At 52.9% G+C, this 13492-nt stretch carries 12 protein-coding genes; 7 read left to right on the forward strand and 5 right to left on the reverse strand.

From position 1 onward, the window contains the following. Positions 1-31: 31 nt before the first annotated feature. Positions 32-757 carry a segregation/condensation protein A gene (locus RHK62_RS11450; RefSeq protein WP_302678184.1) on the forward strand — a complete coding sequence of 242 codons (726 nt, stop codon included), beginning with the start codon at positions 32-34 and terminating at the stop codon, positions 755-757. Here the strand turns inward: RHK62_RS11450 and RHK62_RS11455 are convergent. Continuing rightward, positions 754-1605: an inositol monophosphatase family protein gene (locus RHK62_RS11455; RefSeq protein ID WP_302677729.1), complete on the reverse strand. Its 852-nt coding sequence runs from the start codon at positions 1603-1605 to the stop codon at positions 754-756. The two genes, RHK62_RS11450 and RHK62_RS11455, sit on opposite strands and share 4 nt — an antisense overlap. Before the next feature lie 6 nt (positions 1606-1611). Next, a complete protein-coding gene (locus RHK62_RS11460; protein WP_225901556.1) occupies positions 1612-2004 on the reverse strand; it encodes a 2Fe-2S iron-sulfur cluster binding domain-containing protein in 393 nt (130 codons plus the stop codon). Between the two features lie 141 nt (positions 2005-2145). On the opposite strand from RHK62_RS11460, the gene RHK62_RS11465 reads away from it, so the two are divergent. Together RHK62_RS11465 and RHK62_RS11470 are read left to right on the forward strand one after the other, a co-directional pair. Beyond that, positions 2146-2694 carry a DUF1269 domain-containing protein gene (locus RHK62_RS11465; protein WP_206200010.1) on the forward strand — a complete coding sequence of 183 codons (549 nt, stop codon included), beginning with the start codon at positions 2146-2148 and terminating at the stop codon, positions 2692-2694. Between the two features lie 231 nt (positions 2695-2925). Continuing rightward, positions 2926-4698 (forward strand): hypothetical protein, encoded by a 1773-nt coding sequence (locus RHK62_RS11470; RefSeq protein WP_310453743.1) that lies wholly within the window; start codon positions 2926-2928, stop codon positions 4696-4698. A gap of 6 nt (positions 4699-4704) precedes the next feature. Here RHK62_RS11470 and RHK62_RS11475 read toward each other — a convergent pair whose 3' ends face one another. Further along, positions 4705-5538, reverse strand: coding sequence for an acyl-CoA desaturase (locus RHK62_RS11475; RefSeq protein ID WP_310453744.1), 834 nt, complete (start codon positions 5536-5538; stop codon positions 4705-4707). Positions 5539-6239: 701 nt separating this feature from the next. Between RHK62_RS11475 and RHK62_RS11480 the strand changes: the two genes are divergently transcribed. The 4 genes from RHK62_RS11480 (at position 6240) to ntcA (ending at position 11493) form a co-directional block, all read left to right on the forward strand. Then, positions 6240-8966, forward strand: coding sequence for an MGH1-like glycoside hydrolase domain-containing protein (locus tag RHK62_RS11480; RefSeq protein WP_310438127.1), 2727 nt, complete (start codon positions 6240-6242; stop codon positions 8964-8966). Positions 8967-9339: 373 nt separating this feature from the next. Beyond that, a complete protein-coding gene (locus tag RHK62_RS11485; RefSeq protein WP_310453745.1) occupies positions 9340-10002 on the forward strand; it encodes a hypothetical protein in 663 nt (220 codons plus the stop codon). Between the two features lie 6 nt (positions 10003-10008). Next, entirely contained in the window at positions 10009-10653 is a 645-nt protein-coding gene (locus RHK62_RS11490; RefSeq protein WP_206200015.1) for a DUF2834 domain-containing protein, read from the forward strand. Between the two features lie 174 nt (positions 10654-10827). Next, positions 10828-11493: a global nitrogen regulator NtcA gene (ntcA, locus tag RHK62_RS11495; protein WP_190278317.1), complete on the forward strand. Its 666-nt coding sequence runs from the start codon at positions 10828-10830 to the stop codon at positions 11491-11493. On the opposite strand, the gene RHK62_RS11500 is transcribed toward ntcA, so the two are convergent. Both RHK62_RS11500 and psb35 read right to left on the reverse strand, forming a co-directional pair. Next, the gene (locus RHK62_RS11500) at positions 11490-13106 is read right to left on the reverse strand and encodes a cyclic peptide export ABC transporter (protein WP_302678191.1); all 1617 of its coding nucleotides are present in this window, start codon (positions 13104-13106) and stop codon (positions 11490-11492) included. The genes ntcA and RHK62_RS11500 overlap by 4 nt on opposite strands. Then, positions 13103-13333 (reverse strand): photosystem II assembly protein Psb35, encoded by a 231-nt coding sequence (psb35, locus tag RHK62_RS11505; protein ID WP_315862966.1) that lies wholly within the window; start codon positions 13331-13333, stop codon positions 13103-13105. The genes RHK62_RS11500 and psb35 overlap by 4 nt, the downstream gene beginning before the upstream one ends. Positions 13334-13492: the final 159 nt, after the last annotated feature.

Consider the following 13492-nt stretch of genomic DNA (forward strand, 5'->3'; position numbering starts at 1 on the left):
AAGATAGACAACAACGAGTGGTCAGCCAACCATGAGCCAATCCTTTGCCGATACCGCGATTGACATTTTGATTGACTTGGCTGAGCGGGGGGAAATTGACCCTTGGGATATTCAAGTGATTGAGGTCTTCGATCGCTGTTTGGCGGAGTTGACACGGCGGGGGGAACCCAATCTCAGTGAATCAGGGCAGGCCTTTTTGTATGCAGCGATGCTGGTGCTCCTGAAGAGCGATCGCCTAGTTGCAGTTGCTGAACCGATGCCCGAGGAAACAGAATTCGCAGAACCGCCAGAGATCAGCGAAAACCAGTCCTTTGTGGTCTTGCCCCATGCCCTAGAGCAGCATTTGCATCGTCGCCCCGTGGCTCCCCCCCAACAACGGCGCCGCGTCACCCTTGAGGAATTGATTGCCCACCTGAAAACCATGGCAGTTCAGAACGACCGTGCAAAGGTGCTGCGGCCGCATCAACCGCGGCGGCGTCGCCGTCCCACAACCCTCAAGGCAATTACCCAACTGGCGCACCAAGAAAACCTGACGGAGATAGCTAACGAAGTAGAAAGTCTCCTCGGAGAAATGGCTCCCGAAGGGACATGGCTAGACTTCCAAGAGCTACTGCGGCGCAAACCCGATCCTGTGGGGGTCTTTTGGGCGCTGCTATTCCTCACTGCCCAGTCTAAGGTGGATCTCCAACAAACCAATTTCTATCAACCCCTACAGGTACGGACGTGTTTAGCTGAAGCGATACGCCTAGAGGCCTAACCTCCCTCTGGCAGAAACGAAAAGCCCAAGGGTTTTACCCGCAGGAGTGCCTCACTCAGGGCAGTGTGGAGATACCCATTCGTCGCTAAAATCCGCCCTGATGTCAGTTGAAAAGGGGATTGATCGTAGGCAGTGACGACGCCCCCAGCTTCACGAACCAGAACCACACCAGCCGCTAAGTCCCAAGGGGACAGACCCCGTTCCCAATAACCATCAAGGCGACCACAGGCAATGTAGGCCAAGTCAATGGCTGCCGCGCCACCCCGCCGTACCCCTTGGCTGAGATGGGTCAGGTAGCAAAATTCCGCATAGTTGTTGTCTTCGGTTTCACGGCGATCGTAGGCAAAGCCCGTGACCAAAAGGCTATGACTCAGTTCTGCGGTGGTGGAAACCTGAATGGGCTGGCGATCGCGGGTGGCACCGAGGCCTGTAGCAGCGCGAAACAGTTCGCGATGAAAGGGATCATAGACGACACCAATGTGGGGTTCTCCCTCTACTAAGAGAGCTACTGACACCGCACTAAAAGGGTATTGATGGGCATAGTTGGTGGTGCCATCCAGAGGATCAATCGCCCACAGAAATGGATTATCCTTCAGTCCCAAAAGACCCGATTCCTCCGCGAGCACCGCATGGTCTGGACAATGGCGATGAATGACATCCAGTACCGCTGCTTCTGACTGGCGATCGGCCACCGTGACGAGGTCACCAGAGCGCCCCTTTTCCTCAATCTCACTCAGTTTGCCCCAATAGTGCTGCAGGACAGCGCCCCCCGCCAACGCTGCCTCCGTGGCAATTTCTAAATAGCGCTGCCGCTCACTCGCCGGCAGTGGGCAACTCACAGCTGTCATGGATCACTAGTCCTCATCGAGGGGCAGCCCCAGCTGTACCCGTCCCTTGCCAAAGTAGCGGCCAAATTGCAGCTCATAGACCTCATCTTCATCTTGGGTTTCTACCTCAAGGTCAGAGCGGGCATAGCTGACACACAAGAGGGCATAGCCTTGGGCTTGCAGGGCGGGGGAGAGTCCCATGGCTTCAGGTTGATAGACATGGCCAGAGAGAATGCGCACGGCACAGGTAGTACAGGCACCGTTACGACAGGAAAAGGGCAACTCAAGGCCTTGGCTCTCAGCGTATTGCAGGATATAGCGATCGCTCGGAACAGTAATTGTGTACGTCCGCGTGGGGGGATCCCCCGGCTTGAGGGGACGCACGTGAATGGTCACAGTGTAGGTTTGTGGCGTGCTCATGGTCTCGCTATCTTACCGTGAAAAGGGCTGTCAAAGACCTTGCTTCGTCCCTTAGCTACAATACCGCAATCCCAACCTGCTAATGACAATGCTAGGGTAGGAGCGGTTCTATGACCCACATTCGTAGGGAGACCTAAAGTTATGAGTACCTTAGTGGTCATTGCGTTTGATGATGAGTACAAGGCGAACGAAGTATTAATCCAGCTATTAAAACTCCAGCGTGAGCATCTCATTGACCTTGAGGACGCGGCTGTTGTCGTGCGCACCAAAGATGGCAAGGTTAAAATCAACCAGACTCAGGATTTGACCCTCCAGGGGGCCCTTGGCGGTGGCTTTTGGGGGCTGCTCATTGGTCTATTGTTCTTCAATCCCCTCTTGGGCTGGGCTGCGGGTCTTGTGGCCGGGGCGATTTCCGGCAAATTTACCGATATTGGCATTGACGATAATTTCATCAAGGAATTGGGACAAACCATTGCCCCCGGCAGCTCGGCCATCTTTACGTTGGTGCGTCAAGCCACACCCGACAAAGTCCTTGAGGAAATTGCTCCCTTTGGCGGTAAAGTCCTGCGCACCTCCCTGTCAAAAGAGGATGAAGCCAAGTTGCAAGAAGCCCTTAACCGAGGCAATCTGGCCTCCCAATCGCCTGCCCCGAGCGAAGCGACAACCCCCAGTGAAACGGCGAACAGTTAGTTTGTTGAGTTTGTCTTGGGTCTAGCTCTCGCTCTAAATTGATTAGGATAATTTTGAAAGGCTCGGCCATTCCCTAGGTACAGCCCTTTTCCCAAGGATGGAACCCAGGCAACACTGCGCAAGTGAGTGTCGGGAACATTTCAGTTCCTTAACGCCTAAGAAAAGGGCTGTCACTGGGCATTGTGCTCACAGTTAGGGATGCCAATAGGGAGTGTTGGGGAGTGGGAGACGGTGCAGGATCAAACTAAATCAACCGCAGTGATCGCGATCTTAAAACGCTTTGGTGGGCGATCGCGCCAACTCAATCGTCTAGTCCCCCTTGTCCAAAAGCAGTGGTATGCCTGCTTACCTTGGTTGCAACACTGGCAAGTGGTGGCCAGCCTCTCCCTCCTCACCTCCGTCGGGATTTCCGGGCTATCCCTGTGGCTGCTGCTGCGGCAACCGACGACTCCCGGCAATTGTGATTTTGTCCTTTGGCCTTTGGCATCGGCCTCCTTTCGCCTCTACTGCGCCCAACAAGCGGCGGAGCGACACACCCTTGAAGATTTGCTCCATGCCATTGATCTCATTGATGACTTGCCTCGCGATCATCCCCTTGCCCCTGAGATTAATCGCCGCCTAGAAGCGTGGTCAGATCAGGTTTTGGCCTTGGCAGAGGTAGCCTTTCATGAGGGGCAATTACATCGGGCGATCGCCTTTGCGCGGCGGATTCCTCGGGATGTCCAAGCCTATACCAAAGTGGAAGAACGCATTCAACGCTGGCAGGAAATTTGGCAAGAGGGGGAGAGCATCTACCGACGCGCCGAAGCCGCCTTGAAAAACCTCGAATGGCGAGAAGCTTTTCAAATCTCGCTCCAGTTGCAATTTGTTGCCTGTCGTTATTGGGCACAGGAGCAGTTTGGCGCCTTTAATGAGCGGATTATCCGTGCCCAACGGGAAGATCGGCAGTTGGATGAAGCCCGTGCCCTCATGGCACAGGGGGGAGCCGATAACTTGGCCGCTGCCATTGCAATTGTGCGGCGAATTCCCACCACCAGTGATATTTATCCCGGTGCGCGGCGATTGCTCAATGAGTTGGGTGAACAGTTACTTGCATCAGCAGTGGCGGCTCTGAATCGCTATGACCCCCAAGAGGCAAGGCGCATTGCTGGTTTAATTCCCCGTGATGTCAGGAGTGCCCGCAGCGCTGAGGATGTAGCCAAGCTAGCCGCAGCGGAAGAATTTGCTCAAGCGGGGATGGGACAGGACATTGATCGAGCCATTGCCCAAGCGCGGACGATTACGGCAGAACGCCCCCTCTACTTTGAAGCCCAGCAGGCCATTCGGCGCTGGCAAACAGATTTGCAGGTACTGCGAACCCTCGCAGAAGCGCAAGCCATTGCCCGTGGCGGCACGCTGGATCACCTCTACCTTGCCCTCAACCGCCTCAACATTCCTTTGGCGGACGCGAGTCCCTACCGCCAAGACCAAATCCGCGATCAGCGACGGCTGTGGCAACGTCAAATCGAGATTGCTGAGGATCAACCCCTGATCGATCAGGCCAACGCCCTTGCCCGCCAAGGCACCCCTGAAGCCCTGCTGCAAGCCCGCCAACTCCTTGAGCGAATTCGTCCCCAGCGTGCCCTCTATGAAACGGCTCAAAATCGCCTCAAAGAACTCTTTCCCCCCGTGGCAACGGAAGCAGTGAGCTGGCAGCTTGATCCGGAGATGGCTCGCCTGAATGAAGCCCAGCGCCGTGCTCGAGGGGGGCGCGATCGCGACTTTGCTGCTGCCATTGCCATTGCCCAAGAAATCTCCCCCAACTCCAGTGTCTATGCCACCGCCAACCAGTTGATTGTGCAGTGGGGCAATAATATCTTGGAGCAGGCGCGCTATTGGGTGGGGCGGGACAACCAGCAGGCAATCGCCACCGCCGAACTCATCCCCCCCACGCATCCCCTCTACCCAGAGGCGAGGGAATTGATCCGCATTTGGCAAGAGGCGGAACTCCAGTACCCCTTTTAAGGGCTGTTACTGATTCGTGGGGACTTCCACGAGCCGCACCTTTTGGGCCAGACCAATCGCTTGCAATGCCCGAATCGTGATCCACGTAATATCAAATTCCCACCATTGCAGACCGTGACGTGCCGAATGGGGGTAGGTGTGGTGATTGTTGTGCCAGCCTTCGCCAAACGTCAGCAGGGCAACCCACCAACAATTTGTGGAGCGATCGCCCGATTCAAAGGTGCGGTAGCCAAATTTATGGGTGGCACTATTGACAAACCACGTGAGGTGATACACCAGCACAAGGCGGACAAAGATGCCCCAGACCACAAAGGGCAGTCCCCCCCACAGATACACCAAGACCCCTAAAACCACTTGAATGGGCACAAAGTACTGATTCAAAAAGCGATACACCGGATCAGTGTTAATGTCCTTGGTGAGGCGTTCTACCTCTGCCTTGGCGGGCACTTCTTGGAGCATCCAACCCATGTGCGACCACCAAAACCCCTTTTGGGAATTGTGCTGATCCAGTTCTTGATCGGAGTGGAGGTGGTGATTACGGTGGAGGCCAACCCATTCAATAATTCCACCCTCACAGGCCAAGCTGCCGCAAAAGCCAAAAAAGTATTCCAGCCATTTCGGGCACTGGAAACTGCGATGGGTGATCAGGCGATGCCAGCCTAGGGTGATGCCAAGGCCTCCAGACACCCAATAGAGAACAACACACAACAGCACAGCCGGCCAGGAAAACAGCCCCGGTACCAATGCCAGCAACGCTCCCAAATGCACAATGCCCATAAAAAAAATCACCCCCCAATTGGGACGCAGGGGGCGCGCAGGCAACGAAGAAACAGATGTCATAAAACTCTCGAACACATTGACAAACTCAAAGTGGAGTTGAGCCCTGTAGGCTGCTCCCTTAGAGCAAAGATGGTTACGACTGCTTTTTACCTAGATGCCTAGAGAAATGGCTTCCTAAACAATCTACGTTTAACGAGCAAACAACCAGCCCTTCCTTTCATCATAGCAGAGATTGGAGAAGACTTGACCTCCTCCCCGGCCTGAAAGCCGCAGATTCCTACGACGGGGATGACTGCGCAATCGTTTCGGCGGGTTCTAACCGCTGCTTGTATCTTGCCGGCATGCCCTGCCGTAGGCCACCTTGGGTTTCAGTGGCAATACCATGATTAGGATGCCGCCGCCATCCGCACTATCCTTCGCCGCCGGCATAAATACCGGGGCTTGCCGCGCATCAGGTCAAGCAAAATCTGGGTCGGGTACTACCTCTTTCACGAAGACGCTCAACACTGCGACAACTCCTACTGTAGCAGATTGGATTCTTAGATGTCCCCCTAGTTCAGGAAAGGGCTATATCTGCCCTAGCAGATTACTAAACCTTAATGTTTCCTTTCTTGGAATTTAGGATATTTTGCTTATACTCAAAATCTATGAGCTTAAGCTCTTTATTTCTTTTCATTTTTTTATTTATAAGAGTTTTCGCTTAAGTTCATATAAGTTTGTAAGCCTTTATGGAATTTTTGAGATAACAAGCGAGGTTAAAAATGGTTTCTCCTGTCAATCCTGAACTGGAACGACTCAATCAAGTTCATGGCCAAGCCAACCCTTGGAAATTTTGGGGACCTTACTTGAGCGAGCGGCAGTGGGGCACTGTACGGGAAGACTATTCCACCGACGGCAATGCTTGGGAGTATTTTTCCCATGATCAAGCGCGATCGCGCGCCTACCGTTGGGGTGAAGATGGCCTCGGTGGCATTTGTGATGCACAGCAACGGCTTTGTTTTGCCTTGGCTCTTTGGAATGGCAACGATCCAATTCTCAAGGAACGGCTTTTTGGCTTAACCAACAATGAAGGCAATCATGGGGAGGACGTTAAAGAGTATTACTTTTACCTCGACAGTACGCCCACCCATTCCTACATGAAATACCTCTACAAGTATCCCCAAGCTGCCTATCCCTACATTGATCTGGTGATGACCAACCGCCACCGCAGCCGCTTTGAAATGGAGTATGAACTCTTGGATACAGGGGTCTTTGAGGGCGATCGCTACTTTGATGTCTTCATCGAATATGCCAAAGCGGCTCCCAATGACATTTTGATTCAAATCAGCATTCACAATCGCGGCAACGAAGCTGCCCATTTGCACGTTCTGCCCACCCTCTGGTACCGCAATACGTGGAGTTGGACACCGGACAAGGTTCTCGCCAAACCAGAACTGAAGCAAATGGATGCGACACTGGTGCGGGCACGCCATGGGGAGCTAGGAGAGTATGAATTTGTGAGCGATCGCCCGGTGCCCTTCCTCTTCACCGAGAATGAAACCAACTTTGAGCGGCTCTTTGGCCAGCCCAATGCCTCGCCCTACGTTAAGGATGCCTTTCACCGCTACCTGATCAATGGTGAGCAAAATGCCGTCAACCCCGACAAAGTCGGCACCAAGGTGGCTGCCCACTATCAAGTCACAGTTGCCGCCCAAGGGGTTGAGATCATTCAACTACGCCTAGCATCTGCCAAAAGTAGCCCCCTCAGCTTTGGCAATGCCTTTAGCGATCGCCTCAACCAAGCCCGCACCGAAGCGGATCTCTTCTTTGATCACCTCATCCCCAGTGACTGCACGGCTGATCAGCGCAATGTGGTTCGTCAAGCCTTTGCCGGCATGATGTGGACAAAGCAGTACTACTACTACCCTGTCAAGCAGTGGCTGGAAGATAAAGCGCTGCCCCCCGATGTGGAAGAGCGCATCGTTACCCGCAACAAATCGTGGTTCCACCTTGAAAGCGCCGACATTATCTCCATGCCCGACAAGTGGGAATATCCTTGGTTTGCCGCTTGGGACTTAGCCTTCCACTGCTCGCCCTTAGCTCTGATGGATATCGACTTCGCCAAAGAGCAGCTTAAGCTGATGGTGAATGAACTGTATCTGCACCCCAACGGTCAAATTCCCGCCTACGAATGGAACTTTGGTGATGTGAATCCGCCTGTGCATGGGATTGCCACGTGGCAAATCTATCTCTTGGACAAAGCCATGAAAAAAGGCGAAGGCGATTTGGCTTTCCTTGAGAGTGTCTTCCACAAGCTCATGCTCAACTTTACGTGGTGGGTCAACCGCAAAGATTCCCTCGGCAACAACGTCATGGAGGGTGGCTTCCTTGGTTTAGACAATATTGGCGTCTTTGATCGCAGTGCGCCCCTACCCACAGGTGGTGTTCTTGAGCAGGCGGATGGTACGGCTTGGGTGGCAATGTTTGCCCTCGATATGCTCTCTATGGCGCTGGAGCTAGCACAGCACAATCCCGTTTATGAGGATATTGCCTGCAAATTCTATGAGCACTTCGTTTACATTGCCGGAGCGATGGATCGCATTGGTGTCCAGAAAGATGAACTCTGGGATGACAAAGATGGCTTTTACTATGACCTGCTGCGACTGCCCGATGGTCGTGCCCAGCGCCTGAAGGTACGCTCGATGGTGGGATTGCTGCCCCTGTGTGCCACTGCCATTTTCTCGGAAGAGTTGCTGGACTCCCTACCCACCTTTAGGGAACGCATTGCTGCCTTTAATGCCCGCCACCCTGAGCTTTTGGCCAACATTAACCCCATCGATCGCCCGGGTGTAAAAAAACGGCGGTTGCTCTCGCCCGTCAACGAGGCCAAACTACGGCGGATTCTCACCCGCATGTTGGATGAGAGTGAATTCCTCAGTGACTATGGCATCCGTGCCCTCTCCCGCTACCACTACGATCACCCCTATATTTTCCAACTCGGCCGCGAGGCCTATCGCGTTAGCTATGAACCCGGTGAATCCACCACCGGCCTCTTTGGCGGTAACTCCAACTGGCGTGGCCCCATTTGGATGCCCGTGAATGCCCTTTTGGTGCAAGCCCTCCGCAAAATGTATGGCTATTACGGCAACGAGTTTACGGTGGAATGCCCCACCGGTTCAGGCCGCTGGCTCAACCTCTGGGAGGTCTCGGCAGAAATTGCCCGCCGCTTGGCCAGTATCTTCCTCAAGGATGAATCGGGGCGGCGACCGGTCTATGGTGGCACCGAAAAATTCCAAAGCGATCCCCACTGGCGTGATCTAATTCTGTTTTATGAATACTTCCATGGGGATAATGGCGCAGGACTAGGTGCGAGTCACCAAACCGGCTGGACGGGTCTGATTGCACGGATCATCATGGGACTCAATGTTCTCGACGCCGATGAGGTACTGGAGAAAGGACACTTGGCTGTGGTCTCGAAACGCTTAGCGGAGTTGGTCAGCGCCAGCTAGCATCTGATTAAGGCTGAAGCGTATTGTGATAGGGGGGCGATCGCCCCCTTTTTTCATTTCTCAATAGCGAAATGGGAGAACCGTTGCCGCAGCCGTAAACCTCGGTAACCCGAGCTGATTTGAGAGGGATTGAATTTTTCCAAGGGTTAGTGAATTTCCGTAAAATTACTGGCCATAGGGCACCCTTCATCTCTTAAATTGGTAAAGAGACGAGTGGCCTAGCTTTCGCTTAACACTAGATTTCTACTGCCTTTAGGATGGATTAGTTAAACAGAGCTATTACATTTTGCAACAAAGGCAGCAGACATGTTAAGCTGATTTACAAAAGTTCACATTCCACTCGTGTTCCACATTGGCTTGATTTGAGGTTCAGATGATGTCGCTCACACCCATGACCCGCTATTACATTCGCCGTCTTCTTGCAAAGCGTGCTGAATCCCTTGGGTTGACCGTAAGTGGTGCCGAAAGTGACAGTCAAGCCTTTGCCGATCAATTGGCACGCCTAGAATCCTTGGCGGCAACTAAGTTGGCAGAAATTGATCTCATTGTGCGGATGCACCAAACCCTGAGCCGCAACGGCCAAACCTACAATAGCTACCTCGCCAATCTGGAACAAAAACTCTTTGCCCTCATGGGTCTGGGGGGACAGCCTCGCGAAGAACTGACAGACATTACCCTGCCGCAGCTTGAAGAAACAAAAGGCGCCGCAGCAAAAGTCCTCACCTTGGCGGAAGTGCTAGAACACTTTAACAAAATTGGCGATATCGCCCAGAAATACCTTGGCAAGATGATTGTGGCCAACTATTGGCGGGGGACTCGTCCCTACAGCAGTTGGTTTGCTGACTTTACAGTGACTAATGATGGTCGTGTGGTTTGTCAATCCTACCAGTCCAGCCGCGATGTGTTTCTCAGTGAGGAGCAGCTAGAGCACTTGCAAGGTTGGCTAGAGGCCTTTATCCGCCAGTGCCAGCGAGTGCTGCCGCAATTTACGAAGCAACTGCAAAAAGCGGGGGTACCCGAAACGGTTTTAGCTTAGGGCGGTATGCGGATTTTCTTTGCGGCTCTGTGGCTGGGATTGATTGTCTATAGCTTTGGTTTTGCCCCCCCCGATCAACCGCAAACACTGACACTTATTCAACGGCTAGCAACGGGAGACTGGCAAGGCATTAACCCCCTCATTGTCAGTCTTTTTAATTTGATGGGCGTCTGGCCACTGATTTATACCGCATTACTGGTGGTGGATGGTCAAGAACAGCGATTTCCCGCGTGGCCATTTGCGGCTTTTAGTTTTGGCGTGGGTGCGTTTGCCCTGTTACCTTACTTCATCCTGCGCCAGCCAGCACCGATCTTTAGCGGAGAACTCAATCGGGGGGTACGCCTTTGGGAATCACGGCTCACTGCCGTTGTCATTGGTTTATTGGCTGTGGGCTTTCTTGGCTATGGCTTGGTTGGCGGTAATTGGCCAGACTTTTGGCAGCAGTGGCAAACCAGCCGCTTTATTCATGTGATGAGCCTAGACTTTTGCCTCCTGTCGTTGCTCTTGCCGGTGCTACTAGTGGATGACTGGCAACGGCGAGGACTGGAAAAGTCACCGTGGCGCTGGTGGAGCCTTGTCCCCCTTTTGGGAGCATTAGGGTACTTGCTTTTGCGTCCGCCCTTAATTCTCTCGAAAAAAAGTGTGGCATGATACAAAAAAATGCCCCTGAATTGGTTTTACTAATCTGTCAATGCTGAACTCTTCACCCAGAGCAAGATTCGCTGGCGTTGAGAGAGTTGCATTGTTGGGGGGATATCAATGCCGACAGCACCCTATGCGATCGCCACACCACCAGTTAAACCACCTTGGATTGACACACGACTCATGAATAAAGATCAACCCTTAGCACCCGTCTTTCGCCACATGGCCAGTGGTCTGTTTCCATCCACCACTGAAACTTACGAACGCGGCAAAACCATTTTCTTTCCGGGAGATCCAGCGGAAAAGGTCTATTTTCTCCTCAAGGGGGCAGTGAAGCTCTCACGGGTGTATGAAGCGGGCGAGGAAATTACGGTGGCACTGCTGCGGGAAAATACCGTATTTGGGGTGCTGTCCCTGATTACGGGCACCCGCTCCGATCGCTTTTACCATGCGGTGGCGTTTACGAATGTGGAGCTATTGGCCGTTCCCATCGAACAGGTGGAAAAGGCGATGCACGAGGATCCCGATTTGCCGATGTTTATGATTCAGGGGCTGTCATCGCGGATCCTGCAAACGGAGATGATGATCGAGACCCTTGCCCACCGCGATATGGGATCCCGCTTGGTGAGCTTTTTGCTGATTCTTTGCCGTGATTTTGGGATTCCCACGAGTGCGGGAGTCACTGTGGATTTGAAGCTTTCCCATCAGGCGATCGCCGAGGCCATTGGTTCGACACGGGTAACCGTAACTCGCCTTCTCGGGGAACTTCGGGATCAAAAAATGATCTCAATTCACAAAAAGAAAATCACGGTGCATAACCCCTTGATGCTCAGTCAGCAGTTTACCTAGGTCACGAGTTGGCCATAGTCGAGTTTGATCAGGCGATCGGCCACGTCAAAGTAGCGATCGTCATGGCTAATCACAAACACCGTTTTGCCCTGAGCCTTTAGCTCGGGTAGGAGTTGGCGGTAGAAAATCTCCCGAAACACAGGATCTTGATCCGCTGCCCATTCATCAAAGAGGTAGGCGGGGCGATCGTCGAGATAGGCCATCAACAACCCCAAACGCTTGCGCTCCCCTTGGGAAAGAGATGTCGTAGAGAAGCGGTTACCTTCTAGGCAAACTTTGTGGCTCAAGCGCAATTTTTCGAGGTAACTTGGCACTTCTGCAAGGCGTTCGGGGCACTCAATGCCCAACAGTGACTCAAAAAGATAAAAGTCACTAAAAACAGTGGCAAAGTGTTGGCGATACCATTCGTAGTCCTCAGGCTGCAAACAGTGATCATCCACCCAAATTTCTCCCTGATCGGGAATGTACAGGCCAGTAATAATTTTTGCTAGGGTGGATTTACCGCTGCCATTGCCACCGACAATAAAAAGGAGTTCCCCAGCCTGCACGGTCAAACTCAAAGGGCCGAGGGTAAAGGTCGCAGGTTCATCCTCGTGGCCACTGCGGTACTGATGACAGATCTGCCGCAGAGAGAGGGTTTTCCAGCCAAGGGGAGGGAGTTCGCCTGTATCGTTGAGGTTTTGGTGCGGATCTCCAAGGCTGAGTTGCAAAGATTCCACTTTTTTCAGGGCAACCCTAGCACGGCTAAAGACAGGAATCGCATCAATCAGCTGCTGCATCGGCAGCATGAGGTAAATGATCGTCAGAACATACCCTGAGAGAACTGTGGGTGTGGCTCCTAGCAAATGGGGCAGCGTAAAGAGAAAGAAGCCAATGGTGACAAACAGCAGCAACTGCCCCCAACTGGCAGCAATGGCAAAGACCATGTACCCTAGCTCGTTTTGCTGCCGGGTTTTCTGAGCCGTGGGTTCCAATTCCCGATAAAAGAAGGCCAACCGCCGTTGCCGATTGAGCTTGAGTTCTTTGTTGCCCTCGGTGAGTGTCCGAAAGTGTTGAAAAAGGTGATCCTGTTGCTGCCGTGCCCGCTCTAGGAATTTGCGTGCTCTGCCCGCTAGAAACAAGTAGCTGCCAGTACCAACGACAATCAAGCCCACAAGGGCAAAAAAGAGGGGCGGCGACAACCAACCCATGTAAATCAGGCAGCCAATAACAATGGCAATGGCATTAAAAAGATTGGGCAGGACGGAAAAGGAACGGGAAACGGCATCCACGTCCTCTGTCAGCGTCGCAAGGAGTTGCGGATTGCCAATGGCTTCTAACTGGCGTAGGGGTGAAGCGAGAATCTGGCGGCTGAGGAAGAGGCGCATTTCATAAACCGCCTGTTGGGCAGCCCGCACCAGGAGCACTTGAGAGCTAAAGTGGGTCAGCAGTAGGAGGGTTCCGAGGAGAATAAATCCCCAAGGTAAGAGGCGCTGGAGGGCAGGGGTTTTCTGCAGGGCGGCATTCATCAGGGCAATGAGCGCAGCCGTACTGCCACCGTTGAGAAGTCCAGCGATCGCTGCCGCAACAATCGTCGGCCAAGCTGCCCGTAAAAGAATCCGAAAGAGCTTCACGAATCTGTTGTCTCATCAGGGGTGGGATTGGACTCAGACTCTTCGAGATTCAACTTGGGAATAAAACTGGGGCGATCGGCATTTTCCCAACCGGGGGGACGCTTCGAGTTGTACCATGCAATGAGGCCAATGCTCACGGCCGCCACAAGACCCAGCAGCAATACCCCATAAAAGGGGACAAAGTTACCTGCACCAACGGTAAAGCTAATCCCCAATGACCCCATCATCGTCCTCGTTAACATTTTTTAGAAATATGTAGAACACCACTATATCAACCCTATGGTTGCTTTGAGAATCCTGAGAGTTGGAAGCGGCTGTGCTGCCTAAGGTACAGTACAAGATAAAGAAGTTTTGCTGACTGTCCCCCCTCTTTTCAACAATCAACC

Origin of the sequence: Thermosynechococcus sp. HY213, from assembly GCF_031460975.1 — a bacterium.
Lineage (GTDB): Bacteria > Cyanobacteriota > Cyanobacteriia > Thermosynechococcales > Thermosynechococcaceae > Thermosynechococcus.

Excerpts from the sequence above, each read along its gene's own strand:
- RHK62_RS11450 (WP_302678184.1), top strand. The coding sequence starts at position 32 with ATGAGCCAATCCTTTGCCGATACCGCGATTGACATTTTGATTGACTTG.
- RHK62_RS11455 (WP_302677729.1), bottom strand. The coding sequence starts at position 1,605 with ATGACAGCTGTGAGTTGCCCACTGCCGGCGAGTGAGCGGCAGCGCTAT.
- RHK62_RS11460 (WP_225901556.1), bottom strand. The coding sequence starts at position 2,004 with ATGAGCACGCCACAAACCTACACTGTGACCATTCACGTGCGTCCCCTC.
- RHK62_RS11465 (WP_206200010.1), top strand. The coding sequence starts at position 2,146 with ATGAGTACCTTAGTGGTCATTGCGTTTGATGATGAGTACAAGGCGAAC.
- RHK62_RS11475 (WP_310453744.1), bottom strand. The coding sequence starts at position 5,538 with ATGACATCTGTTTCTTCGTTGCCTGCGCGCCCCCTGCGTCCCAATTGG.
- RHK62_RS11480 (WP_310438127.1), top strand. The coding sequence starts at position 6,240 with ATGGTTTCTCCTGTCAATCCTGAACTGGAACGACTCAATCAAGTTCAT.
- RHK62_RS11485 (WP_310453745.1), top strand. The coding sequence starts at position 9,340 with ATGATGTCGCTCACACCCATGACCCGCTATTACATTCGCCGTCTTCTT.
- RHK62_RS11490 (WP_206200015.1), top strand. The coding sequence starts at position 10,009 with ATGCGGATTTTCTTTGCGGCTCTGTGGCTGGGATTGATTGTCTATAGC.
- ntcA (WP_190278317.1), top strand. The coding sequence starts at position 10,828 with ATGAATAAAGATCAACCCTTAGCACCCGTCTTTCGCCACATGGCCAGT.
- psb35 (WP_315862966.1), bottom strand. The coding sequence starts at position 13,333 with ATGATGGGGTCATTGGGGATTAGCTTTACCGTTGGTGCAGGTAACTTT.